This is a genomic window from Acinetobacter seohaensis (assembly GCF_056431365.1).
This window is the reverse complement of sequence record NZ_JBWKMK010000048.1, coordinates 13,546-35,625: the sequence shown is the minus strand read 5'-3', so window position 1 is coordinate 35,625 and position 22,080 is coordinate 13,546. Positions and strand designations below refer to the sequence as shown.

Below are 22,080 nucleotides of genomic sequence, written 5' to 3'. Positions count from 1 at the left end.
TTATCAGAAGTTTTAATCTTCATCACCGCCGATGGATGTGCATTATAGGTGAAATATTTCGCCTTGCAACCCCTCTTTTTAAGTTTTATGAGTTTTTTAGTCCGAACGGTTATTTATTCGGCAAAATCATTTAGATCTGTATTATTCTTGCTCAAAATTAGCAGTATGCTTATTTTCCAATATTAGCTACACTACTTTTATGTTCATTCGTGTTGTATTGAAATGACTCAAAATTTAAAAATAATAACCTTGCTGTCATTTGTAGCAATGCAAACACCTATTTTGTATGCTGCACCTGCATCAAATCTTTATAACACTACATTCTCCATTTTAGCGTATGCAAAATGGCAAGCTAGCACGCCCAAACTTTGTGTCGTAAATCAAGATAATATTGCACAACAATTCAAAAAACATGCCCCATTACATAATAAATATGACATTCAACCCATTCAAAGCCATGAAATATCTAAAAGTAATTGTCAAATATTAATTTTTTCTACGCTTTCTGCTGCACAAGAACAACATACCTTAAATACTCAAGTTCGATTTCCAGCCCTATCTATTAGTTTAAACAATCTGGAATGTGAAACTGGCAGCGCTTTTTGTCTTTATAAAAAAAATGATAACTATGCTTTTAAAGTCAACATGGAAAGCTTGACTCAATCTCAAGTGCATATTGATCCGCGTGTATTACTGCTTGCAAAAACATCGGAGTCAAACTCATGAAGCAGTTATACACTCCAATTACCTTGCATCAATTATTCACACGCGCACAACTCACTATCTTTGCTCTGACTTTTACAATTTGTTCAATGATTTTTCTGGTCATTTCAACCTACACCATGAACACCTTCGCAAAAAATAGTTTGCAAAGTTTATCTGCAGCATTAAATGAACGTATTCAACCGGCTGTTGTATTCAATGACCAAATAACACTGAACGAAATTCTGTCTGAACATACGCAGCGTTATTCTATTCGTTCAATTGAAGTACGCTCACCTAAACAGACACGTATTGCCTTTATTGAACAGCAAGGTCTAGAGCATTTTTCAATTCAGGCTTTATTGGACTATCTGTTTTTTAATCATCCTGTTCGGCTGAGTATTGACCATGATCAGCAAAACTATGGTGAGTTGGTGGTGTATGGAAACTCTAGTGACTTGGTCAGTTTTTTTTATAAAATCGTTTTAGGATTAATTTTCGGTTTTATTTTGCTTTTAATTGCTGTGTTTTGGTCAATTAATTCAATTTATCAATATCTCATGCAATCTTTAAGTTCTATTGTCAGCTCGGCACAGGAGATCAGTGCACAAAAAAATTATAAGCTGCGCGTTTCAAGTTCAGATATTCAAGAACTTCATGAACTGAGTTATGCCTTTAATGGCTTACTCAATGAGATTGAACAATCCCATAAGAATTTATTGGTTGAAAATCATAAACTGCAATTTCAGTCGCAATACGACAATTTAACGCAGTTGCCAAATCGTAATTATTTTTATGAAACACTGTTTAAGCTATTTACCCAGCCTTCTGCTACGGCTGCAGTATTTTTTTTAGACATTAATAACTTTAACCAAATCAATAACCAATTTGGGCATTTGACGGGCGATAATATTTTACGTGATTCATCACATTGTCTAATTCAGATTTTGCCCTCACATGCGTTTGTTGCGCGTTTAGGTGGCGATGAGTTTGCAGTAATCTTAACTGGCTCACACTCCACTGCAGAATTAGAGGATTATTGTCAAAAGATTCATGCTTGCTATACCTCTACATTTAAGTATGAACAACAACAAGTTTCCTTAAATGTCAGTATTGGCGTAGCATTGATTGAATATGCAAAAACTCCTGAAAATTTAATTGCCGATGTCGATCGCGCAATGCTCAAAGCCAAACGTGATCAATCAAAATGGTATATTTCACCTCAATCAAACAATAAACAGGTTCCTTATGCTTAAAAAAGTTCTGATCGGCACACTTATTCTTGTTATGGTTTCACTCAGTGCTTGCATGAGTTTGGGGAATGTCAGCTATAAGCAGGCGCGCATGCTAAAACAAGAAGGCTTTATTTTAAGTGATGATGGCTGGACCTTAGCCCTGCCTGAACGCTTGTTATTTGGTTTTGATGAATACGCCATTCAAAATAGCCAAAAAGAACGCCTCAACCAATTGGCACAACAGCTGCATAAATATGACTTGGATAAACTCAAGTTTATTGGTCACACAGACAACGTAGGTTTAGCCAGCTACAATCAAACCCTATCGGAAAAACGCGCCCAAAATGTGGCTCAGATCTTTTTAGATCAGGGTTTTGAAAGAAAAAATATTCAGGTGATTGGACGTGGTGCAACACAACCAATGGTAAGCAATGACACACCAGCAAATCGTGCCACCAACCGACGCGTCAATGTGACGATTGTGCCTTAATAAAAAAGACACTAAAACTTTTCTTATATTGAGCCTCATTCTTGAGGCTTTTTTATGCTGACCAATAACTAATACGAAATCAATTTTAAACCAACAAGGCTTTCATAAATTTCAGGCATAAAAAAACCGCTTAACGCGGTATCTTTATTGACTTAACCATTTCTACTTAGTATCTGTTCTATTTAGAAAATGGTCGGAGCAGTAGGATTCGAACCTACGACCCCCTGGTCCCAAACCAGGTGCACTACCAGGCTGTGCTATGCTCCGTTTATCTCTCAAAGAGATTGGGGTGAATGACGGGATTCGAACCCGCGACAACTGGAATCACAATCCAGGGCTCTACCAACTGAGCTACATCCACCATCATGTTTGGTTCTTTTATACCAAGCTACCAAAAAATGGCGCGCCTGACAGGATTCGAACCTGTGACCATCCGCTTAGAAGGCGGATGCTCTATCCAACTGAGCTACAGGCGCATGACCGATGATACATAATATCATGCGATACGTTGCCTTGAAGAATTGGTCGGAGCAGTAGGATTCGAACCTACGACCCCCTGGTCCCAAACCAGGTGCACTACCAGGCTGTGCTATGCTCCGATTCATCTCAGCTTTTTGTGTATCGCACATCGTGCGGTACGGTGTGCATTCTAGGCGCGACGCCCGAAGACGTCAACACCTATATTTAAAAAAAATTAAAAAAAAGCTTCAACCGTATATTTATCAAACATTTTTGATATTTTTCAATCAATTTTAGCGTTTTAAGCTCGCACTGAAATTCAACATACGATCTAGTGGTAATTTAGCACGTTCTGCCATGGCAGGTTCAACGAATACTTCTTGATCACCCGTTTGCAATACATGCAAAATTCCATCCAATTCATTCATCGCCATCCACGGGCAGTGTGCGCATGAACGACAGGTTGCACCCTCACCTGCAGTTGGCGCTTCAATTAGAATTTTATTAGGTACAGCTTGCTGCATCTTATAGAAAATACCGCGGTCAGTTGCCACAATTAAACGCTCGTGTGGCAAAGTTTTGGCTGCTTGAATAAGCTGCGATGTACTGCCCACTGCATCAGCTACATCAATAACTGATTCTGGTGATTCTGGATGCACCAAGACTGCTGCATCTGGATACATGGCTTTCATATTGGCAATACCGCGTGAACGGAATTCTTCATGCACAATACACGAGCCATCCCAAAGCAGCATGTCTGCGCCAGTTTTCTTTTGAATATAGCGTCCTAAGTGCTGATCTGGCGCCCAAATGATTTTTTCACCTAAGCTATCGAGATGTTCAATAATTTCAACCGCACAGCTTGAGGTAACGACCCAATCTGCACGCGCTTTTACCGCAGCCGATGTATTGGCATAAACCACGACTGTATGATCAGGATGAGCATCACAGAAGCGGCTAAACTCATCGACAGGACAACCCAAGTCCAGTGAGCAAGTTGCTTCTAAAGTTGGCATAAGAATGGTTTTTTCTGGCGATAAAATTTTGGCAGTTTCGCCCATAAATTTTACACCAGCTACGACCAACGTGGTTGCCGCATGATCACGACCAAAACGTGCCATTTCCAGTGAATCTGAAACACAGCCACCAGTTAATTCTGCCAGTTCCTGTACTTCAGGATCGCAGTAATAATGAGCAACCAAGACAGCATTGCGCTTTTCGAGTTCTGCTTTAATTTGCGCAAATTTTTCCTGCTTGGCTTGCTCACTCAAATGATGTTCTTTGGTTTCACCCAAGCGATCTAAATGCGCCTGCACAATTGATTTGGCTTCATTGGCAATTAAATTGGTCGCATCATTCATAACAACGTCTTCTCTATCTTCATGCTTGCCCGAACACAAGCTTACTCAAGTCACTGATGATATGGGGGCAATTTGCTCATTCACCAGCCCTTTGCCGATTGAATGCTAAAAAAGCCTCACAACGGAGGCTTTATCACTCAATTTGAATTTTTACGAACGGTAATCCGCGTTGATCTTGACATAATCGTAAGACAAGTCACAAGTATAGACTGTATCTGTCGCTTGACCACGTCCTAAATTTACACGAATGGTCATTTCGGTTTGTGCCATGACTCGCGCCCCCGCTGCTTCGGTATAGTCGGCAGCAGCACCGCCATCTTTGCAAATTTGCACATCATCCAACCAAACCTGAATTTTTTCAACGTCTAAATTTGGCACGCCTGCATAACCAATTGCAGCAAGAATACGCCCCCAGTTTGGATCTGAGGCAAAAATGGCCGTTTTTACCAATGGTGAATGTGCAATGCTGTACGCAATATCACAACATTCTTGGGTATTGTCACCATCTTCAACACGTACCGTGATGAATTTTGTTGCACCTTCACCATCACGGATAATCAGTTGTGCCAAACGCAACATCACACGATTCAAAACATCTAATACCACAGCATAACGCGGGTCATTTTCACTGCAAATTTCAGTGCCACCCGCCTGACCTGTCGCCACCAAGATACATGAATCATTGGTCGAGGTATCGCCATCTACAGTAATACGGTTAAATGATTGTTCTACGCTGCGTTTGAGCAATTGCTGCAAGATGTCATGTTGAATTGGTGCATCGGTTGCAACATAGCTAAGCATGGTCGCCATATTTGGGCGAATCATACCTGCGCCTTTAGAAATGCCTGTCATACTATAAGTAATGCCATCTAACTCAAACTGCTCAGATGCACCTTTGGGTGTGGTATCTGTGGTCATAATACCTGTCGCAGCATCATGCCAAGCATCCTCACGTAACGATGCCAGCGCAGGTGCTAAACCAGCAACCAAGCGTTCAATCGGCAATTGCTCGCCAATCACACCTGTAGAAAATGGCAAAACTTCTTGGGTAGATACACCTGCCAATTCAGCCAATTTGGCACAGGTAATTTCTGCATTTTGCATACCCAATTTGCCTGTACCCGCATTGGCATTGCCTGTATTAATGACCAAGTAACGCGGATTGCCCTGAGCTAAATGTGCTTTGGACACATACACAGGTGCAGCGCAAAATGCGTTTTGAGTAAAGACACCCGCCACATTTGAGCCTGCTGCAAATTCAAAAATAACCAGGTCACGTCGGTTCTGATAACGCACATAAGCCTCTGCTGAACCAATTTTTACACCTTTGACCACATGCATGTGTGGCATAGAGACGTCACCAACTGCCATTTTGAAATTTCCAGTACAAATTTGAGAATGTCACAGCTTAGTGGAAATTGAAGAAAAAATCGAGCATCCACCCTGCTTGATTCAACTTTTGTTAATACACAAGGTCATATATAAAAAACCAGCCCGTATGGACTGGTTTTAATCTTCAATGTAATGCATCAGCAACTAAAATTATACTGATTGAGCCTATTTGGATTATGGCGTAGTCGCAACCACGGTTTCACCCAATAAAGCCTGTTTTGCACGTTCTTGACTTGCTGCAGATAAAGCAGGATTTGCAGCCACAATACGATTTACATTGGCAGCATTCGCAGGTGCAATCGCTGCAGTCTGCAACACGATTGGACGCTGATCTGGATTAGCAAAGGTATAACGAATACCTGTGCGTGGGCTTGCCACAGTCACGTGACCATTATCCACTTGTACCTGTGCAGTGGTCGCACCCACAGCAGCTTGAACTTTTGCAGGAGTTGTCGTTGTTGCCGCATTTGCAAATGCGAAAGTAGGCAAGCTCAAGGCAACAATCATTAAAGGTTGTAATACTTTTTTCATTTTTTGTTCCACACGTGGATATTGCATGTGCAACTAAATAGCATTTAATTCCAAAATCTGCAAATGCTATACACATCTTGCAAAACTATTACCACAAAGATTTTGCACCCCAAAATACAAAAAGCAGAACCAAAGTTCTGCTTAAGTTGTAACAAGTCAGGTTTAGATTTTACCGTGACACTGTTTATATTTCAGTCCTGAACCACATGGGCATGGCGAGTTACGGCTTGCAGGTGGAACAACCGTTTGCTCAGCAGCACTGTACTGTGGTTCTGATTCAAAGGTTTCGCCCGTTAAACCATCTACATCAGCATGTGAAAGATTAAGCTGCATCGCTTCTGCTTGCGCTTGCTGTTGAGCTTCCATCGCTGCCAGTTCTTCAGGTGTTGGGACATGCACACGCGAAAGATCGGTAACGACATCAGCTTTAATCACACCCAACATATTCACAAATAAGTTAAAGGCTTCTTTTTTGTACTCTTGCTCAGGGTTCTTTTGTGCATAACCACGTAAATGAATCCCTTGACGCAAATAGTCCATAGCCGCCAAATGATCTTTCCAGTGACGATCAAGTGAACTGAGCATAAAGTGGCGTTCTAGCATCGCAGCAGATTCATCACCCATTTGCTGACGACGTGCACGGTAACGTGTCACAATTTCATCGGCAATACGTTCAACCAAAGCTTCTTCATCTAGGCGACGATCATCTTCGAGCCATTGGTTAATTGGTAATTCGATGCCCAAATCATCACGCAAGGCACGCTCTAAACCATCAATATCCCATTGATCATGAATCGATTCTGGTGGAATATAATTGGCGATCATACCTGTGACCACTTCACGGTGCATTTCTTCAATATAGTCTTGCAGCGTGCTTTCTGCCAGAATATCATCACGCTGTGAATAAATGATCTTACGTTGTTCGTTGTTTACGTCATCGTATTTCAACAAGTTTTTACGGATGTCGAAGTTACGTGCCTCAACTTTACGCTGTGCATTTTCGATAGAGCGTGACACCATTTTGTGTTCAATCGCTTCATCTTCCTGCAAGCCCATAGCACGCATCATTGCTACAACACGATCACCTGCGAAAATACGCATTAAGTCATCTTCAAGTGACAAATAGAAACGTGACACGCCTGGGTCACCCTGACGACCTGCACGACCACGCAACTGGTTGTCAATACGGCGCGATTCGTGACGTTCTGAACCAATAATGTGTAAGCCACCTGAACTTAACACCATGTCGTGATTTTGTTCCCACTCTGCCTTTAAACGCGCTTCATCTTCAGGGGTTGGGTTTTCAATTTTGGCTAGCAGGGCTTTCCAGTTACCACCTAGCAAAATATCTGTACCACGGCCTGCCATGTTCGTGGCAATAGTCACCGCACGTGGTGAGCCTGCTTGCGCAATAATGTCAGCTTCGCGTTCGTGTTGCTTCGCGTTCAATACTTCGTGCTGAATACCCGCTTCACGCAGTTTATCCGATAAAATTTCTGAAGCTTCAATGGTCGCTGTACCAATCAGAATTGGTGCGACACCTGCTTCATGCACACGTTGAATTTCTTGAATAATCGCGTTGTATTTGCCTGTACGGTTTAAATAAATTAAATCGTTTTGGTCGTTACGAATCATTGGTCGGTGGGTTGGAATGATGACCACATCTAGACCATAAATTTCTTTCATTTCTGCAGCTTCAGTGTCTGCAGTACCCGTCATTCCTGACAGTTTTTTGTATAAACGGAAATAGTTCTGGAAGGTTGTGGTCGCTAAAGTCTGGTTTTCAGGCTGAATTTCCAGACCTTCTTTGGCTTCTACCGCTTGGTGCAGACCTTCTGACCAACGGCGACCAGGCATGGTACGACCTGTGTTTTCATCGACAATAATTACTTCACCATCATGGATGATGTAGTGCACGTTACGTTGATACAGGAAGTGCGCACGAATAGCTGCAGATACGTGATGCACCAAATTTAGGTTAGATGCAGAATACAGACTTTCTCCTTCTGCCAATAAACCCATTTGAATTAATTCATTTTCTACCGTTTCATAACCAATTTCGGTCATTTCTACAGTGCGTTGTTTTTCATCAATCCAGAAGTGTCCGCCATCTGCTACTTTTTCTTCTTTTTGCGCATGCAATTTTGGCGGAATGGTGTTGATTGCCGCATATAACTGCGATGAGTCATCGCTTTGACCAGAAATGATTAATGGTGTACGTGCTTCATCAATTAAGATCGAATCGACTTCGTCAATAATGGCATACGTCAGGCCACGCTGTTTTTTCTCACTCAGTGAGAACACCATGTTGTCACGCAAGTAGTCGAAACCAAATTCGTTATTGGTACCGTAAGTAATGTCTGCACGATAAGCCTGTGCTTTTTCAGTCGGGTCTTGCATGGAGTAGATAATGCCAATGCTTAAACCTAAAAACTCAAATAAAGGACGGTTGAGTTCAGCATCACGCTGCGCCAAGTAGTCATTCACAGTAATGACGTGCACGCCCTGACCGCTTAAAGCATTTAAATAGCAGGCCAAAGTTCCCATTAGGGTTTTACCTTCACCTGTACGCATTTCTGCAATTTTACCTTCGTGCAAGGTAATACCACCAATCAACTGCACGTCATAGTGACGCATGCTCATGACACGTTTAGCCGCTTCACGACATACTGCAAATGCTTCTGGTAATAATTTATCTAAACTTTCGCCTTTGTTATAACGTTGTTTGAATTCTTCGGTTTTTGCAGATAAGTCTGCATCGCTTAAGGCAGATATCGTCGGCTCGAGCGCATTAATCTTGTCTACGATTTTACGCATGCGTTTGAGTTCGCGCTCATTTTTAGTACCGAAGATTCCTCCGATCAGACTTGCCAACATGAATAAACTCTCTAAATCTTGCTTGTCAAATAAATAGGTTTTTCTTAGTGGTTATTATGGTGCTAGAAATTTGAAGTACAAGGGTTTTGCACAAAAACCTATTAAAAATTCCAATCTCTACTTGCCATTTCTCGCTGCTAAGTGGCAGTTAATGTAACAAATTTCGAGCGGACGATATATAGCAATCACACATGAATCTATTTTGAAAATGCAATAAAAACGACACAGCATATTCAATTTACTCATAAGCACATACAAAAACACTATTTAATTCTGCAAAAGGAATGGCGCATAGTAGTACGCACACATCACACAACAAAACAAGACAGAGGTACACAATGACTATTCGCTTAGGTGACACTGCACCCAACTTCACGCAAGATTCAAATGAAGGCCCAATTGATTTTTATGAATTTTTAGGTGACAGCTGGGGCATTCTATTTTCGCATCCTGCCGACTACACACCTGTCTGCACCACCGAGCTAGGCTATACCGCAAAACTGAAAGATGAATTCAGCAAGCGCAATGTCAAAGCGATTGCACTTTCTGTCGATGATGCTGAATCTCACAAAGGCTGGATTCAAGATATTAACGAAACCCAAAACACGACGGTTAATTTCCCAATTCTTGCTGACCAAGATCGTAAAGTATCTACGCTGTACGATTTTATTCACCCGAATGCCAGCGAAACACTGACTGTTCGCTCATTAATCATTATTGATCCAAATAAAAAAGTACGCTTGATCATTACTTATCCTGCTTCTACAGGACGTAATTTCCACGAAATTTTACGTGTCATTGATTCACTACAACTGACTGACAATTACAAGGTTGCAACACCTGCCAACTGGCAAGATGGTGAAGATGTGGTGATCGTGCCTGCCATTCAGGATGAAGCGGAACTTAAAGAACGCTTCCCAAGTGGATATAAAGCCATCAAGCCTTATTTGCGTTTGACCAAACAACCGAACCGCACTTAATTAAGTGTTACATGAGCAAGCCTATCTTCGGATAGGCTTTTTACAATCAAAGCATTTGAAACACGCCTAAATTCAATCAGCATTAAAAAAGGATTTAACCCAAAAGATTAAATCCTTTTTAATAAACATTTTGATCGAATGATCTAGTCGCGTTTATCTAACGGTACCCAGTCAATCACCCATGCAGATTTCATATTCAAACTTGGGTCTGCGGTAATTTTCTTGCGGGTTGCATCTGCAGCATCACGGTCTTTAGATGGCCCAACCATAATCCGAACCCCTTTAGACGTTGGACTTTGGGTGACTTTATAACCTTTGGCTTTCAGTTTTGCCGCCAAAGCATCGGCATTGGCTTGGTTAGCAGCCAAAGCCACTTGTACCATCCACTGCTTATCACCTTCTTCCAATAACTTACGTGCTTTTTCAGCTTCAGTCTTTTTCTTGGCTGCTTCTTCAGCTTTGCGTTTTTCCTCAGCTTTACGCTTATCTTCGGCAGCCTTACGTTCTGCTTCTTTTTTCGCTTCAGCGGCTTTGCGCTCTTGTTCAGCTTTACGTTTTGCATCGGCTTGGCGTTGTTCTTCCGCTAAACGTTTTTCTTCTGCAATGCGTTTTTCTTCCGCTAAACGCTTTTCATCTGCTGCTTTTTTCTCTGCAGCACTACGCTCTTGCGCAGCTTTTAACTCAGCAGCTTTCTTGGCATCCGTTGCCTTTTGCTGCTCTAACTTCTTTTGCTGGGCGGCTTTTTCTTCAGCCAAACGCTTTTGCTTGGCTTGTTCATCTTCGACCAATTCAGGCGGAATATTGTCAGAACTTTGCTGCTGACCAGAACGCAATGCATTTAAAGCAGCATATTCTTCTGCAGCTTTACGCGCTGCTTCAGCTTCTGCCTGTTGCTGCATTGCTAAAAACTCAGCTGCACGCGCTTCTTGCTCTGCCACTGCTTTTTCACGCGCACGGCGTTGTTCTTCAAGCAGACGCTGTTCGGTTTGCACATCGACAGTTAAAGGCTGCAATTGCACCATTTCTGCCTGATTGGCATTTTTATGTTGAACTTGTTCGGCTTGGCTTGGGGTTTTCACATTATTTTGATGTATTTCTTCTTGCCCTTTTAAAAGCAATGCTGCCAATAAAACACCACCACCTAATAAAACAACGCCACCCATCCAGCGCTGTTTGTTATTCATTGACATTCTTCCAAATACTCCCATACCGCTTCTAAGGTATGAAATGATCCACATACCAAAATCAGCTGATTATTTTTTGTTTCATCCAGTGCTGATTTAAAAGCCAATTGTATACTGTCGAAGTGTTGTATTGTTTCGCCTTGCAAAGCCTGATCCAAAACCGTGATCTCTGCCGCACGAGGCACATTTAATGTGGCAATTTTCCACATTACGACACTATCTTTCAATAACTCAACCACAGAATTTATATCTTTATCTGCAAGCATTGAAAAAACACTGACCACTTCAGTGTACTGTTTATTGTAATTTAAGAAATTGCGCAATTGCTTTAACAAAAATTCAACGCCATGCGGGTTATGTCCTGCATCAAAAATCACGGTTTTGCCCTGAATTTGACGAATTTCAAAACGTCCCGCCAATTTGGCCGTTTGAATACCTTGTGCAATTGCGTCTTGGGTGATTTCTAAACCACTGTGCAAGACTGCTGCCACAGCCGTTGAAATATTATCAAGTGCCAAGCTGCCTGCGGGAAGTTTTAAGGTGCAGCCCGATGCAGCAAACATCCACGACTCACCATCTTGCATGTCCCGATAAAAATAATCACGATTCAGGGTAAACAATGGTGCATTACAAGCTGCTGCCTTATCTTGAATAGCTTGAGGCAAATCTTGCTGACCTGCAAAAATGACAGGAATGTTAGGACGAATAATGCCTGCTTTTTCATAGGCAATTTTTTCGATGCTATCGCCTAACCAATCGACATGGTCTAAACCGATATTGGTAATAACCGCCACATCTGGATTAACGACATTGACCACATCTAAGCGTCCGCCTAAACCGACTTCAAGCACCCACACATCGCAGTCACGTGCTTTAAAAATCACAAAGGCTGCCAAAGTCGTGGCTTCAAAGAAAGATAAACTCAGATCGCAATCACGTCGTGCTTGATCGACTTGCACAAAAGCATCAATCAAACTTTGGTCATCGACCTCGACACCTGCTAATTTGACCCGTTCATTAAAACGGTAAATATGCGGCGATTGGTACAACCCAACCCGATAGCCCTGCGCATTTAAAATAGCCGCTAAAGTGGTTGTGGTTGAGCCTTTGCCATTGGTTCCCGCAACCGTAATGACTTTAGCTTTAGGATGGGTTACACCCAATTTTTCTGCAACGGGAATGACCCGTTCCAAACCTAAATCAATACCCGTAACGTGAACATGGCTCCAATAATTGAGCCATGTGTTTAAATCATCGGTTGCAAGAGGTGCTGTGTTCAAGGCAAGTTCATCAGTTTCGCAAGAATACGATAAACTGTATCACGTAATGCATGACGATGGACAATTTGATCGACCACACCATGATCAAGTAAGTATTCTGCACGTTGGAACGGTTCTTCCAGTTTTTCACGTACAGTTTGCTCAATGACACGTTTACCCGCAAAACCAATCATCGCTTTAGGTTCTGCAATGTGCACATCACCCAGCATCGCCAATGATGCAGTTACACCACCATATACAGGATGTGTTAATACTACGATGTAAGGTAAGCCTGCTTCTTTCATACGTTGAATTGCTGCAGAAGTACGCGCCATTTGCATTAATGACAACATGCCTTCTTGCATACGCGCACCGCCCGATGCTGCGAAGCAAATTAACGGTTGTTTTTGCTGAATCGCACGTTCAGCAGCTTGCACAAAACGGTCACCCACTACGGTACCCATTGAGCCGCCCATAAAATCAAACTCAAATGCACAAGCAATGACTGGCATATCTTTTAATAAGCCCTGCATCACCACTAAAGCTTCGGTTTCACCCGTTTTCTTTTGCGCTTCAGTCATACGCTCAGGATAAGCTTTGCTGTCTACAAATTTGAGTGGGTCTTTGGCAGAGAATTCTTGACCTAATTCGTTTTGCACTTGGTCAAAGAACCAAGTTAAACGCTCACGCGCTTTCATACGTAAATGTTCATCACATTGTGGGCATACATAAGCGTTGAACGACATTGCCGTACGTGTCACCAAGGCATGACATTCTGGACATTCAATCGTTGGTTCAGTAAAGATCGCTTTTAACGCTTGTTGCTCATCTGGTGTTTCAATACCAGGTACACCACGTGCAGTCCACGGCGTCGATGGGCTTAGAATTTTCCCTGTTTTCACTTCTTGACTCATACTAACTCATCGAGCGCAGCTCGAAGCTCCTTCACTTTATTAACCGTTGCAATGACGGCTTGTTCTGGTGCTAAGCTCGCAAATTGTTTTACAAAAGCACTTCCGACAATGACTGCGTCGGCAGCCGCGCCCATTGCTTTGGCAGATGCAGCATCACTGATGCCAAAACCCACACCCACAGGCACGTTGGTTACAGCTTTAATCTGTTGGATGCGGGTTGCTGCTTCTGCAACATCAAGTGTTGCTGCACCCGTCACGCCTTTCAAAGAAACATAATAAATAAAGCCACTGGCTTGGTTTGCAACAAATTGAATACGCTCTGGTGTAGAAGTTGGCGCTAACAAGAAAATTTGATTCATCCCATATTTATTCAGGACTTCATCAAATTCTTGGGCTTCTTCAGGTGGTAAATCGACCAGAAGTACACCATCGACACCACAGTCATGTGCATATTCAACAAACTTTTCATAACCAATGACTTCTACAGGGTTTAAATATCCCATCAATACCACAGGAGTTTCCTGATCTTTTTGACGGAACTCTTTGACCATGTTTAAAGCATCTAGCGTATTGGTTCCACCTGCCAACGCTCGCTCTGCAGCGAGGGCAATTACTGGACCATCAGCCATTGGGTCTGAAAACGGCAAACCTAATTCAACGACATCTACCCCTGCCTCGACCATTTGATGTAACAACGGAACTGTGACTTCTGGATGAGGGTCACCTGCCATAACATAAGAAACCAAGGCCTTACGCTGTTGAGATTCAAGCTGTGCAAATCGTGTGGCTAAACGTGACATAGGGTTGTATTTTCCTTGAATGATTAAAACTGAGACATTTGCTATTGTAGAAATACAAATTGACCCATTGTAACGCTATTTTTTACTCAATGAATAGCGCACAGGCATGGGTTGCTGCATTTCTGTTTGCAAAACGATTTATTCAGAACAACCGCGAGGCTACATTTACTGATATTTGCGCTTTTTTCTCAATGATCAAAGATGCCTAATTTTGCCTGCTTATCGGTTTTTGAAACTTGCTCAATCGTGCTTTTAAATTTAAAAATATTGATAAAAATAAACAACTTCAGGTTTTATCTTAGGCTTTATCAACCTTGCAAAAGCTGATTCGGTCATGGCTACACACAGCTTATTTTCAATCTCTTAGCGCGAAATCACCTGTTGATAATGAGCCAATCCATACTATTTATGGCGTATTTTGCTGTAGAGAAAGTGCATCCTCAGCTTGCTGCAACTGCTGTTTACGTTTTAGCAAGGTCTGTCCTGTACAGGCTTTATAGGCACGCGCCAAAGCCGATTGGTCTGAATAACCCAACAACTGTGCAATATCGCTTAGGCTCACATTTTGTCGCAGTAAGTTTTCACAGCGCTGCATCCGTTCTATTTCAAGAATCTGTTTAAAACCCGTACCTTCCTGTTTAAGCTGACGCTGTAACGTACGCCCTGAACGAAATAAACGCTGCGCCACCCATTCAATGCTCGGCACTTGCTGTTCATAACGTAAATAATGCGCCACCTGCTCTTGGACTTGCTGCTGCACGGTTTCTAATTGTGGTTTTAACGCAATCGCATCTTCAGCTTGTTTGGTGAGTAAATGAATTAAAGAGGGATCGGCTTGCTGTGGTTTTAAACTGAGGCTTTCTAAATTTAAAACAATTTGATATTCCGCTTGCTTAAATAAAACCTTACAACCATAAAACTTTTCATAATGCAGCATCGCCATACGCGGTGCATGGGCAAAATGAATCTCCCGTATCGGAGAGTGTTGAAAATCAAAAATTTGCATGGCCAATTGAGTCATACAGGCAAAAGTCATTTCATGAACCAAGCTGTATTTTTCATCCACCAACGGCCATGATAAATATAAAGCATCTGGTTGTTGTTCCAGTCGCATCGGTACGGCTGCCGTACCATCTACCACCAAACGACTAAAACGCATCATATATTGAAGGGCTTCTGCAACACTATTACTACGCGATGCCATATAGCCGAGCACACCAAAATGTTCAGGCTGAATATAACGCGCCAATTCAAAAACAAGCGTTGGACAATCTAAAAACTGAATACTGTGTTGGATGATCTCATTAAAAAATTGATAAGACGATTGGGTATCCATAGGCAATGCCAACACATGCTGTAAATGCTGCAATTGTGCAGGCGAAAATCCAAGCTGCTCAGGAACTCTGCCCTGTGCAGATAAATAGCGTAACCAAAGTTGATAATAGCCATTTGGAATTTGAATTTCGCTCATGTGCTTGCTCATTTTGACATGCATCATTTTCTTTTGTCGTTTAATGTATAAAAACTGGCAAATACTGTCAAAACAAATCTGCCAAAGCCCGACATACTGCAAACAGGATTGACCAGAGTGAAATAAAATAAAATGAATGCACTTGTCCAATATCATGTTGCGCCCATAGTACGCAGCAATCTCGATTTTAAATTAGCCGATGTGCCGCGTTACTGGTTTGCAGGTGACCCGTTTTTGACCCGCATGTTTGATGCTTTAAGCCTGACTTTTCCTGATGGCGAGCGTTATTTCATTCAATCGGTACGTTTGTTCCGTGATCAAATTCAAGACCCAGACTTAAAACAACGTGTTGCCGATTTTATTCGGCAAGAAGCTCAGCACGGCATTGCACACGACAAAATGAATCAGGTTATGAAAGATCAAGGCATGCCTGTAGATCAGTTTATTCAGCGTCTAAACAAAGTGTTTAAGTTTGAACTGAAATATCGCTCGCCCCAATACAACATCGCCATGACAGCGGCTGCGGAACATTTAACTGCACTTATGGCAGAAACTTTTTATGGCGAAAAAGACACGCTACAAGATGCACATCCTTATGTCCGCGCCTTATTTGCATGGCATGCGATTGAAGAAATGGAACATCGCGATGTGGCGTTTGATGTGATGCAACAGGTGGGCAATGTGCCTGAAGTGACCCGAAAAATGGCGTTGGTGCTGACCACAGGTTTAATGTTCGGATTTACCCTGTACCGCGCCAATGTCATGCTGAAATGCGATGGGTTTAATCGTATCCAGCGCCTTAAAATGAATGTACGTGGCTTGCAATGGCTGTTTGGCAAACAAGGGAAATTACGCAAAATGCAATCACAATATCGTGATTGGTTTAAACCTGACTTTCACCCTAGCCAACATCCAATCATCGCGCAATATGATGTCTGGCTTGAGACTTTGGCGCAAACAGGCGACCCAATTCAGGCAGGTGAAGCATTTTGGCAGGCAGGAAAATAAAGCTTTTGGTTTTGCTTGGCTTTTAACCAATGAACACCTAAGCATTGCTTAGCTTTATACAAACTTGCCTCTAATATCTTTATATAAAGTAAGGCATAAGGCAATGCTGCGTCATATCTTATTATTTCTTATTTATGAGTGACCAACACAGTTTAAGCGTAAGAGATCGCTGTTACAGCTCCATCTCCTACGCAGAAAAAGGTTTTAGTCCTGATTCATAATAAAAAAGTATTGGCGATAATATTTCAGCTCGGCAATCGAATCACGAATATCATCCATCGCCAAATGCGACGCATTCTTTTTCAAACCGCTCATAATTTCTGGACGCCAGCGCTTTGCCAACTCTTTCACTGATGAAACATCCAAATTACGATAATGGAAGTACTGTTCCAATTCAGGCATTAAACGGTGTAAAAAACGGCGGTCTTGGCAAATTGAGTTGCCACACATTGGCGATGTTTTAGGATTAACCCATTTTTTCAGAAACTCAATAGTTTGCTGTTCTGCATCCTGCGCAGTGAGTTTGCTGCGACGCACACGCTCAATTAAGCCCGATTGTCCATGCTGACGTGTATTCCACTCATCCATGGCATTTAAAATACGATCAGGTTGATGCACAGCCAGCACAGGACCTTCTGCCAAAATATTTAAATGATCATCAGTCACAATGGTAGCCACTTCAATAATTTGGTCGTTATCGGTATCTAAACCTGTCATTTCCAAATCAATCCAAATGAGGCGAGTATCAGGCGTGCTGCTCATAAATGTGCAATCTTATTCGGCTTAAAAACAACATAGTAGCAAATTTCTTGCTTCTTGGCTGTAACTGTGCCCCCGCTTCATGCTATTTTTGCCATCCTGAGTTCATGGTTTTTTAGGATATGAATGGCTTTAATTCGTAAGCGTCGATTGACTGAACAACAGCAACGTCGAATTGAAAAACAACACAAGTCACGTCAGGCAGACATTGACACTTCACATGATTTAGAAGGCTTGGTGGTACAACACTATGGCCGTCAACTGGAAGTGCAAGCATTATCTGTCCCTGAAATTCATCCCGAAAAGCCTGTAGTCCAAGCAGGCGAACCAGAGCCTTTTTGGAAACCCATAGAAATTGGCAGTGTTTGGCGCTGTCACACCCGTACCAATTTAGAATTATTGGTGACGGGAGATCGAGTGAAATGGCAGGCCGACCCAAATACAGGTTTGGGCATTATTAGCGCGATTCATCCACGTCAGTCTTTGCTGACCCGACCAGATCGCTACCATAAGGTCAAACCTGTTGCCGCCAATATCAGCCTGATTGTTATTGTGTTTGCGCCTTTGCCTGAACCTGCACCGGGCTTAATTGACCGCTATTTGGTTGCCTGTGCCGATGCAGACATTCCAGCCCTATTGGTCTTAAACAAATCTGATTTACTGCAAGAAAACGACCCAATTTTAGACTTGCTTAAGGAATATCAGGCCTTGGGCTATGAAGTTATGCAAACCCAGTCCGATGGCAATTTAGACCATTTAGCCGCACGTTTAGCAGGTGAAACTGTAGCCTTTGTGGGGCAATCTGGCGTAGGCAAAAGCTCGCTGATTAATGCCATCGTGCCTGAAGCGGCACAAAAGACCAATATCATTTCGGAAAACTCAGCCCTTGGGCAGCACACCACCACTTCTACCCGCTTAATTGGCTTTGGCGAAGGCGCTGCCTTAATTGACTCACCTGGTATTCGTGAATTTGGTTTGTGGCATTTAAGTGCAGATAAAATTCAGCACGGTTTTCCTGAAATTGAAAATTTGCTGGGACATTGCCAATTTCGTAACTGTACCCATAAACATGAAAAGCAATGTGCGTTGCGACAGGCTGCTGCACAGGGTGAAATATTATCGCGTCGTTTAGACAGTTATTTAAGACTGTGTGATGAAATTGCCGAAGCGCAACAAAAAAATTAATTTTATTATGGCGCTGCCCTTGAAGCGGTGTTTTTGATCGCCATATTTATACGCTATACTCTTGAACAATTTTGACATTGTAATTAGGTGACTTGTGGAACGTTGGTTCGAATTTATGGGGAATCATCCCTTCTTATTTGGGACGCTGGCTGTATTGGTAGTGTTGTTCTTTGTGTTAGAAGGTCAACGCAATGGTCGCAAAATTTCCCCACAATCTTTGGGTATTTTAGTCAAAGCTAAAAATGCCATGTTGATTGATTTACGTGATGCCAAAGATTTCCGTGAAGGTCATATCAGTGGTAGCCGCAATATTCCCTATAGCCAAATTACCAAGCATGTTGAAGAGTTAAAAACCTCAGATCGCCCATTGGTCTTTATCTGTAACTTGGGTCAGGTTGCAGGCAGTGCTTTACAACAGGTCGCACATACCGATGCCTATCGTTTAGATGGCGGTATTAGCAACTGGAAAGCACAAGGTTTACCTTTAGTAAAAAGCAAATAGTTTTACCCAATATTTTTCGCAAGGAGAACAATCATGGCTGAAGTCACTATTTATTCAACGACTGTATGTCCATACTGCATTCGTGCAAAACAACTCCTTGAGCGTAAAGGCGTTGCCTATAAAGAAATTAATTTGTCGAATGAAGCGCCTGAAGTACGTGTTGAATTAATGCAACGCACCAATCATCGTACCGTTCCACAAATTTTCATCAATGACCAGTTTATTGGCGGCTTTGACCAATTATATGCGTTAGATCGCGAAGGCAAGCTCGATCAATTATTGGCATAAACATAACACGATAACCAACTCTTAAGGATTTAACATGAGTGAAGAACAACAAGCTCAACCACAATTGGCATTAGAGCGTATTTATACCAAAGACATTTCTTTTGAAGTTCCTGGGGCACAAGTATTTACCAAAGAATGGCAGCCTGAATTGAACATCAACCTGTCATCTTCTGCAGAAAAAATTGATCCAACCCACTTTGAAGTAGCATTAAAAGTTGTGGTTCAAGCCAACAACGCAGGCGATACTGCATTTATTGTTGATGTTACCCAAGCTGGTATTTTCCTGATTGATGGCGTTGAAGAAGAGCGTTTACCGTACATTCTTGGCGCATACTGCCCGAACATTTTGTTCCCATTCTTGCGTGAAGCAGTGAATGATATGGTTACCAAAGGCAGCTTCCCACAATTATTGTTAACGCCAATCAACTTCGATGCCGAGTTTGAAGCCAATATGCAACGTGCTCAAGCCGCTGCAGCTGAAGGTCAAGCTTAATTCGCGATTGGATATAAAAAAACCGCTGAAATTTCAGCGGTTTTTTATGTCATCCGTTTGCTGATGGACGATCAAAATTAAAAATCATCATCCTGAGATGGATCTCGATACAAGGCATCATGAATCGCTTCGACCAATTGCTGCGCAATTTCCTGTTTCGAGGCTTTTTCCAAATCGCGTTTTTCCATACCGTAGCTTTCGGCAAAAAATACCGTCATGGCATTTTCATCGGAAGCAAAACCAATATCGGCACGGGAAACGTCATTGCAGGCAATCATATCCAGTTTTTTCGCCACCAACTTGCCTGCTGCATACTCTTCTACATTGCGGGTTTCTGCAGCAAAGCCAACCATAAACGGACGTTTTTCCTGTTGCGCAATGGTCGCAACAATATCAGGGTTTTTGACCAACGCCACATTCAGCTCATCGCCTAATTTTTTAATTTTGTGTTCCGCAATTTCTGCCACGCGGTAATCTGCCACCGCGGCTGTAGCGATGAAAATATCACAGCCTTGTTCAAGCATCTGCAAACTGGTATCTAGCATTTGAATTGCAGAAGACACATTAATTCGCTGTACCCCATTTGGCGTATCTAAACTAACTGGGCCTGCAATAAGCGTGACTTTTGCCCCTGCTGCATAACAGGCTGCAGCCAAAGAAAAACCCATTTTGCCTGTACTATGGTTAGAAATATAACGCACAGGGTCTAAAGCTTCGCGGGTTGGGCCTGCTGTAATGGTGACATTTTTGCCTGCCAACATGCCAAATTTTTCCACCAAAGCACGCTGTGCCTGATGAAAATACTGCGTCACCTGATGCGCCAAATCTTCAGGTTCTGGCATACGCCCTAAACCAACATCTCCACAGGCTTGTTCGCCCGCATCGGGCATAATTACATGCACGCCATCTTCCACCAAAGTGGTTAAGTTACGCTGTGTGGCTTTGGCTGCCCACATTTGCTGATTCATGGCAGGTGCAACCCAAACTGGTGCAGTGGTGGCTAAATATAAAGTACTGAGCAAATCATCGGCCAGACCTGCAGCAAATTTGGCTAAGGTGTCGCAACTGGCGGGCGCAACCAAAATTAAATCGGCCCACCGTGCCAATTCAATATGCCCCATGCCTGCTTCGGCTTCGGTATCTAATAATTCGGTATGTACTGGATTGCCTGACAGTGCTTGAAAGGTCAGCGGTGTAATAAAAGCTTGTGCCCCCTTGGTCATGACCACGCGAACACTAAACCCCGCATCCTTTAAACGACGCACTAAAATCGCACTTTTATAGGCCGCAATGCCGCCTGTCACAGCTAAAATAATGTTTTTATGAGGGAGGACGCTTAAATCGAAGCTCACAAATAAGCCACCTTTTTGTTGCAGTGGCGCTCACAATAGCATTAAATAATGTCATTCCCAAGAGATCTGTTGGGATTTAAGTTTCAAATTTAGAATAAAAAAGTCAAATAACAATGCATTTATCTATTAAACATTGGCCTGAACAAGAACGGCCACGTGAGCGTCTGATTCAAAATGGTGCTGCAAGTTTGTCCGATGCCGAACTACTGGCTATTTTCCTGCGCTCAGGCTCGCAACAACATTCTGCGGTGGAGTTGGCACGATTGCTAATTCAGCATTTTGGCAATCTCACTACTTTACTCGATGCACCCATTGCCGAGTTGTGTCAATTTCACGGCATGGGTAACAGTAAATATTCACAGCTCATGGCAGTTAAAGAACTCGGACGGCGTTATGTGGCTGAACATTTAAAACAAGATGCGCTAGAGCTTAGCAACTCCAAACGTTTGATGGAGTATTTGCGTTTTGAACTTTTGGGCGAAACCCAAGAAGTGTTTGCGGTACTTTGTCTAGATGCCTGTTTACGCAAAATCAGCTTTAAAAAGTTATTTTATGGCGCAGTGAATTCGTGTGAAATTTCTATTAATCAATTGCTGCGTTTTGCAATTAGCCAACACGCTACGGCGATTGTGATTGCACACAATCATCCTTTCGGATTGCCACATCCCTCACGTGCAGATTTAATCCTGACGCAGCAGATTCAGCAAGCCTGTCAGTTGCTAGAGCTGCGTTTGATCGATCACTGTATCATCTCAAGTGAAGGTAATTTTTCCTTTGCCGAACAACAACTGCTTAAATTTGAGCACACTTAAAATTTGCATATTGACAAAGCCTGCAC

Annotated in this window: 21 protein-coding genes and 4 tRNA genes; 10 read left to right on the top strand and 15 right to left on the bottom strand. The window is 42.5% G+C overall.

The features are described from left to right. The first annotated feature begins 222 nt into the window (after window positions 1–222). From yfiR to yfiB, 3 genes are read left to right on the top strand one after another with little or no spacing between them, the layout of a single operon-like run. Complete coding sequence (gene yfiR / locus AC07E5_RS08305) at window positions 223–726, top strand: regulatory sequestration protein YfiR (protein ID WP_096902398.1); 504 nt, start codon at window positions 223–225, stop codon at window positions 724–726. Next, on the top strand, window positions 723–1,958 hold the full coding sequence (gene dgcN, locus AC07E5_RS08300) for a diguanylate cyclase DgcN/YfiN (RefSeq protein WP_104853067.1): 1,236 nt from the start codon (window positions 723–725) through the stop codon (window positions 1,956–1,958). The genes yfiR and dgcN overlap by 4 nt, the downstream gene beginning before the upstream one ends. Then, entirely contained in the window at window positions 1,951–2,427 is a 477-nt protein-coding gene (gene yfiB / locus AC07E5_RS08295; RefSeq protein WP_004976277.1) for an outer membrane lipoprotein YfiB, read from the top strand. The genes dgcN and yfiB overlap by 8 nt, the downstream gene beginning before the upstream one ends. Window positions 2,428–2,617: 190 nt before the next feature. Here yfiB and AC07E5_RS08290 read toward each other — a convergent pair. The 8 genes from AC07E5_RS08290 to secA all read right to left on the bottom strand — a co-directional run bounded on the left by AC07E5_RS08290 (window position 2,618) and on the right by secA (window position 9,047). Then, window positions 2,618–2,694, bottom strand: a tRNA-Pro gene (locus AC07E5_RS08290). A gap of 18 nt (window positions 2,695–2,712) precedes the next feature. Next, window positions 2,713–2,788 (bottom strand) — tRNA-His (locus AC07E5_RS08285). A 38-nt stretch (window positions 2,789–2,826) separates the two neighbouring features. Beyond that, window positions 2,827–2,903 (bottom strand) — tRNA-Arg (locus AC07E5_RS08280). Between the two features lie 46 nt (window positions 2,904–2,949). Then, window positions 2,950–3,026, bottom strand: a tRNA-Pro gene (locus AC07E5_RS08275). Window positions 3,027–3,179: 153 nt separating this feature from the next. Then, on the bottom strand, window positions 3,180–4,247 hold the full coding sequence (nadA, locus tag AC07E5_RS08270; protein ID WP_278518363.1) for a quinolinate synthase NadA: 1,068 nt from the start codon (window positions 4,245–4,247) through the stop codon (window positions 3,180–3,182). A 150-nt stretch (window positions 4,248–4,397) separates the two neighbouring features. Beyond that, window positions 4,398–5,618 carry a bifunctional glutamate N-acetyltransferase/amino-acid acetyltransferase ArgJ gene (gene argJ / locus AC07E5_RS08265; RefSeq protein ID WP_498625226.1) on the bottom strand — a complete coding sequence of 407 codons (1,221 nt, stop codon included), beginning with the start codon at window positions 5,616–5,618 and terminating at the stop codon, window positions 4,398–4,400. A 195-nt stretch (window positions 5,619–5,813) separates the two neighbouring features. Then, a complete protein-coding gene (locus AC07E5_RS08260) occupies window positions 5,814–6,170 on the bottom strand; it encodes a hypothetical protein (RefSeq protein ID WP_096902421.1) in 357 nt (118 codons plus the stop codon). A 162-nt stretch (window positions 6,171–6,332) separates the two neighbouring features. After that, the gene (secA, locus tag AC07E5_RS08255; RefSeq protein WP_096902402.1) at window positions 6,333–9,047 is read right to left on the bottom strand and encodes a preprotein translocase subunit SecA; all 2,715 of its coding nucleotides are present in this window, start codon (window positions 9,045–9,047) and stop codon (window positions 6,333–6,335) included. A 338-nt stretch (window positions 9,048–9,385) separates the two neighbouring features. On the opposite strand from secA, the gene AC07E5_RS08250 reads away from it, so the two are divergent. Beyond that, entirely contained in the window at window positions 9,386–10,027 is a 642-nt protein-coding gene (locus AC07E5_RS08250; RefSeq protein WP_180052227.1) for a peroxiredoxin, read from the top strand. Between the two features lie 143 nt (window positions 10,028–10,170). Here AC07E5_RS08250 and AC07E5_RS08245 read toward each other — a convergent pair whose 3' ends face one another. The 5 genes from AC07E5_RS08245 to AC07E5_RS08225 all read right to left on the bottom strand — a co-directional run bounded on the left by AC07E5_RS08245 (window position 10,171) and on the right by AC07E5_RS08225 (window position 15,655). Next, entirely contained in the window at window positions 10,171–11,217 is a 1,047-nt protein-coding gene (locus AC07E5_RS08245; protein WP_373683427.1) for an SPOR domain-containing protein, read from the bottom strand. After that, on the bottom strand, window positions 11,208–12,491 hold the full coding sequence (gene folC / locus AC07E5_RS08240) for a bifunctional tetrahydrofolate synthase/dihydrofolate synthase (RefSeq protein ID WP_131261959.1): 1,284 nt from the start codon (window positions 12,489–12,491) through the stop codon (window positions 11,208–11,210). The genes AC07E5_RS08245 and folC overlap by 10 nt, the downstream gene beginning before the upstream one ends. Then, a complete protein-coding gene (gene accD, locus AC07E5_RS08235) occupies window positions 12,488–13,384 on the bottom strand; it encodes an acetyl-CoA carboxylase, carboxyltransferase subunit beta (RefSeq protein WP_004976262.1) in 897 nt (298 codons plus the stop codon). Before accD ends, folC begins: the two co-directional genes overlap by 4 nt. Then, a complete protein-coding gene (trpA, locus tag AC07E5_RS08230; RefSeq protein ID WP_004976260.1) occupies window positions 13,381–14,184 on the bottom strand; it encodes a tryptophan synthase subunit alpha in 804 nt (267 codons plus the stop codon). The genes accD and trpA overlap by 4 nt, the downstream gene beginning before the upstream one ends. Before the next feature lie 406 nt (window positions 14,185–14,590). Then, a complete protein-coding gene (locus AC07E5_RS08225; RefSeq protein WP_104853059.1) occupies window positions 14,591–15,655 on the bottom strand; it encodes an AraC family transcriptional regulator in 1,065 nt (354 codons plus the stop codon). A 132-nt stretch (window positions 15,656–15,787) separates the two neighbouring features. Between AC07E5_RS08225 and AC07E5_RS08220 the strand changes: the two genes are divergently transcribed. Then, window positions 15,788–16,663 carry a metal-dependent hydrolase gene (locus AC07E5_RS08220; RefSeq protein WP_180062486.1) on the top strand — a complete coding sequence of 292 codons (876 nt, stop codon included), beginning with the start codon at window positions 15,788–15,790 and terminating at the stop codon, window positions 16,661–16,663. Between the two features lie 204 nt (window positions 16,664–16,867). Here the strand turns inward: AC07E5_RS08220 and orn are convergent, their stop codons facing one another. Beyond that, window positions 16,868–17,425, bottom strand: a complete 558-nt coding sequence (orn, locus tag AC07E5_RS08215) for an oligoribonuclease (protein WP_004976254.1) — start codon at window positions 17,423–17,425, stop codon at window positions 16,868–16,870. Between the two features lie 123 nt (window positions 17,426–17,548). Between orn and rsgA the strand changes: the two genes are divergently transcribed. From rsgA to secB, 4 genes are all read left to right on the top strand, one after another. Continuing rightward, window positions 17,549–18,607 carry a small ribosomal subunit biogenesis GTPase RsgA gene (rsgA, locus tag AC07E5_RS08210; RefSeq protein WP_278518377.1) on the top strand — a complete coding sequence of 353 codons (1,059 nt, stop codon included), beginning with the start codon at window positions 17,549–17,551 and terminating at the stop codon, window positions 18,605–18,607. Window positions 18,608–18,701: 94 nt separating this feature from the next. Continuing rightward, window positions 18,702–19,109 carry a rhodanese-like domain-containing protein gene (locus tag AC07E5_RS08205; RefSeq protein ID WP_004976250.1) on the top strand — a complete coding sequence of 136 codons (408 nt, stop codon included), beginning with the start codon at window positions 18,702–18,704 and terminating at the stop codon, window positions 19,107–19,109. Window positions 19,110–19,142: 33 nt separating this feature from the next. Then, complete coding sequence (gene grxC, locus AC07E5_RS08200; RefSeq protein ID WP_004976247.1) at window positions 19,143–19,397, top strand: glutaredoxin 3; 255 nt, start codon at window positions 19,143–19,145, stop codon at window positions 19,395–19,397. A gap of 34 nt (window positions 19,398–19,431) precedes the next feature. Continuing rightward, window positions 19,432–19,890, top strand: a complete 459-nt coding sequence (gene secB, locus AC07E5_RS08195) for a protein-export chaperone SecB (RefSeq protein WP_004976246.1) — start codon at window positions 19,432–19,434, stop codon at window positions 19,888–19,890. A 77-nt stretch (window positions 19,891–19,967) separates the two neighbouring features. Here secB and coaBC read toward each other — a convergent pair whose 3' ends face one another. Then, window positions 19,968–21,242: a bifunctional phosphopantothenoylcysteine decarboxylase/phosphopantothenate--cysteine ligase CoaBC gene (coaBC, locus tag AC07E5_RS08190; RefSeq protein ID WP_278518379.1), complete on the bottom strand. Its 1,275-nt coding sequence runs from the start codon at window positions 21,240–21,242 to the stop codon at window positions 19,968–19,970. Between the two features lie 113 nt (window positions 21,243–21,355). Here coaBC and radC point away from each other — a divergent pair, with 113 nt between their 5' ends. Next, window positions 21,356–22,054, top strand: a complete 699-nt coding sequence (gene radC, locus AC07E5_RS08185) for a RadC family protein (protein ID WP_104853058.1) — start codon at window positions 21,356–21,358, stop codon at window positions 22,052–22,054. The last annotated feature ends 26 nt before the right edge of the window (window positions 22,055–22,080 follow it).

Coding starts and splice junctions, on each gene's coding strand:
- yfiR (WP_096902398.1), top strand. CDS start 223: ATGACTCAAAATTTAAAAATAATAACCTTGCTGTCATTTGTAGCAATG.
- dgcN (WP_104853067.1), top strand. CDS start 723: ATGAAGCAGTTATACACTCCAATTACCTTGCATCAATTATTCACACGC.
- yfiB (WP_004976277.1), top strand. CDS start 1,951: ATGCTTAAAAAAGTTCTGATCGGCACACTTATTCTTGTTATGGTTTCA.
- nadA (WP_278518363.1), bottom strand. CDS start 4,247: ATGAATGATGCGACCAATTTAATTGCCAATGAAGCCAAATCAATTGTG.
- argJ (WP_498625226.1), bottom strand. CDS start 5,618: ATGGCAGTTGGTGACGTCTCTATGCCACACATGCATGTGGTCAAAGGT.
- AC07E5_RS08260 (WP_096902421.1), bottom strand. CDS start 6,170: ATGAAAAAAGTATTACAACCTTTAATGATTGTTGCCTTGAGCTTGCCT.
- secA (WP_096902402.1), bottom strand. CDS start 9,047: ATGTTGGCAAGTCTGATCGGAGGAATCTTCGGTACTAAAAATGAGCGC.
- AC07E5_RS08250 (WP_180052227.1), top strand. CDS start 9,386: ATGACTATTCGCTTAGGTGACACTGCACCCAACTTCACGCAAGATTCA.
- AC07E5_RS08245 (WP_373683427.1), bottom strand. CDS start 11,217: ATGTCAATGAATAACAAACAGCGCTGGATGGGTGGCGTTGTTTTATTA.
- accD (WP_004976262.1), bottom strand. CDS start 13,384: ATGAGTCAAGAAGTGAAAACAGGGAAAATTCTAAGCCCATCGACGCCG.
- trpA (WP_004976260.1), bottom strand. CDS start 14,184: ATGTCACGTTTAGCCACACGATTTGCACAGCTTGAATCTCAACAGCGT.
- AC07E5_RS08225 (WP_104853059.1), bottom strand. CDS start 15,655: ATGAGCGAAATTCAAATTCCAAATGGCTATTATCAACTTTGGTTACGC.
- AC07E5_RS08220 (WP_180062486.1), top strand. CDS start 15,788: ATGAATGCACTTGTCCAATATCATGTTGCGCCCATAGTACGCAGCAAT.
- orn (WP_004976254.1), bottom strand. CDS start 17,425: ATGAGCAGCACGCCTGATACTCGCCTCATTTGGATTGATTTGGAAATG.
- rsgA (WP_278518377.1), top strand. CDS start 17,549: ATGGCTTTAATTCGTAAGCGTCGATTGACTGAACAACAGCAACGTCGA.
- grxC (WP_004976247.1), top strand. CDS start 19,143: ATGGCTGAAGTCACTATTTATTCAACGACTGTATGTCCATACTGCATT.
- secB (WP_004976246.1), top strand. CDS start 19,432: ATGAGTGAAGAACAACAAGCTCAACCACAATTGGCATTAGAGCGTATT.
- radC (WP_104853058.1), top strand. CDS start 21,356: ATGCATTTATCTATTAAACATTGGCCTGAACAAGAACGGCCACGTGAG.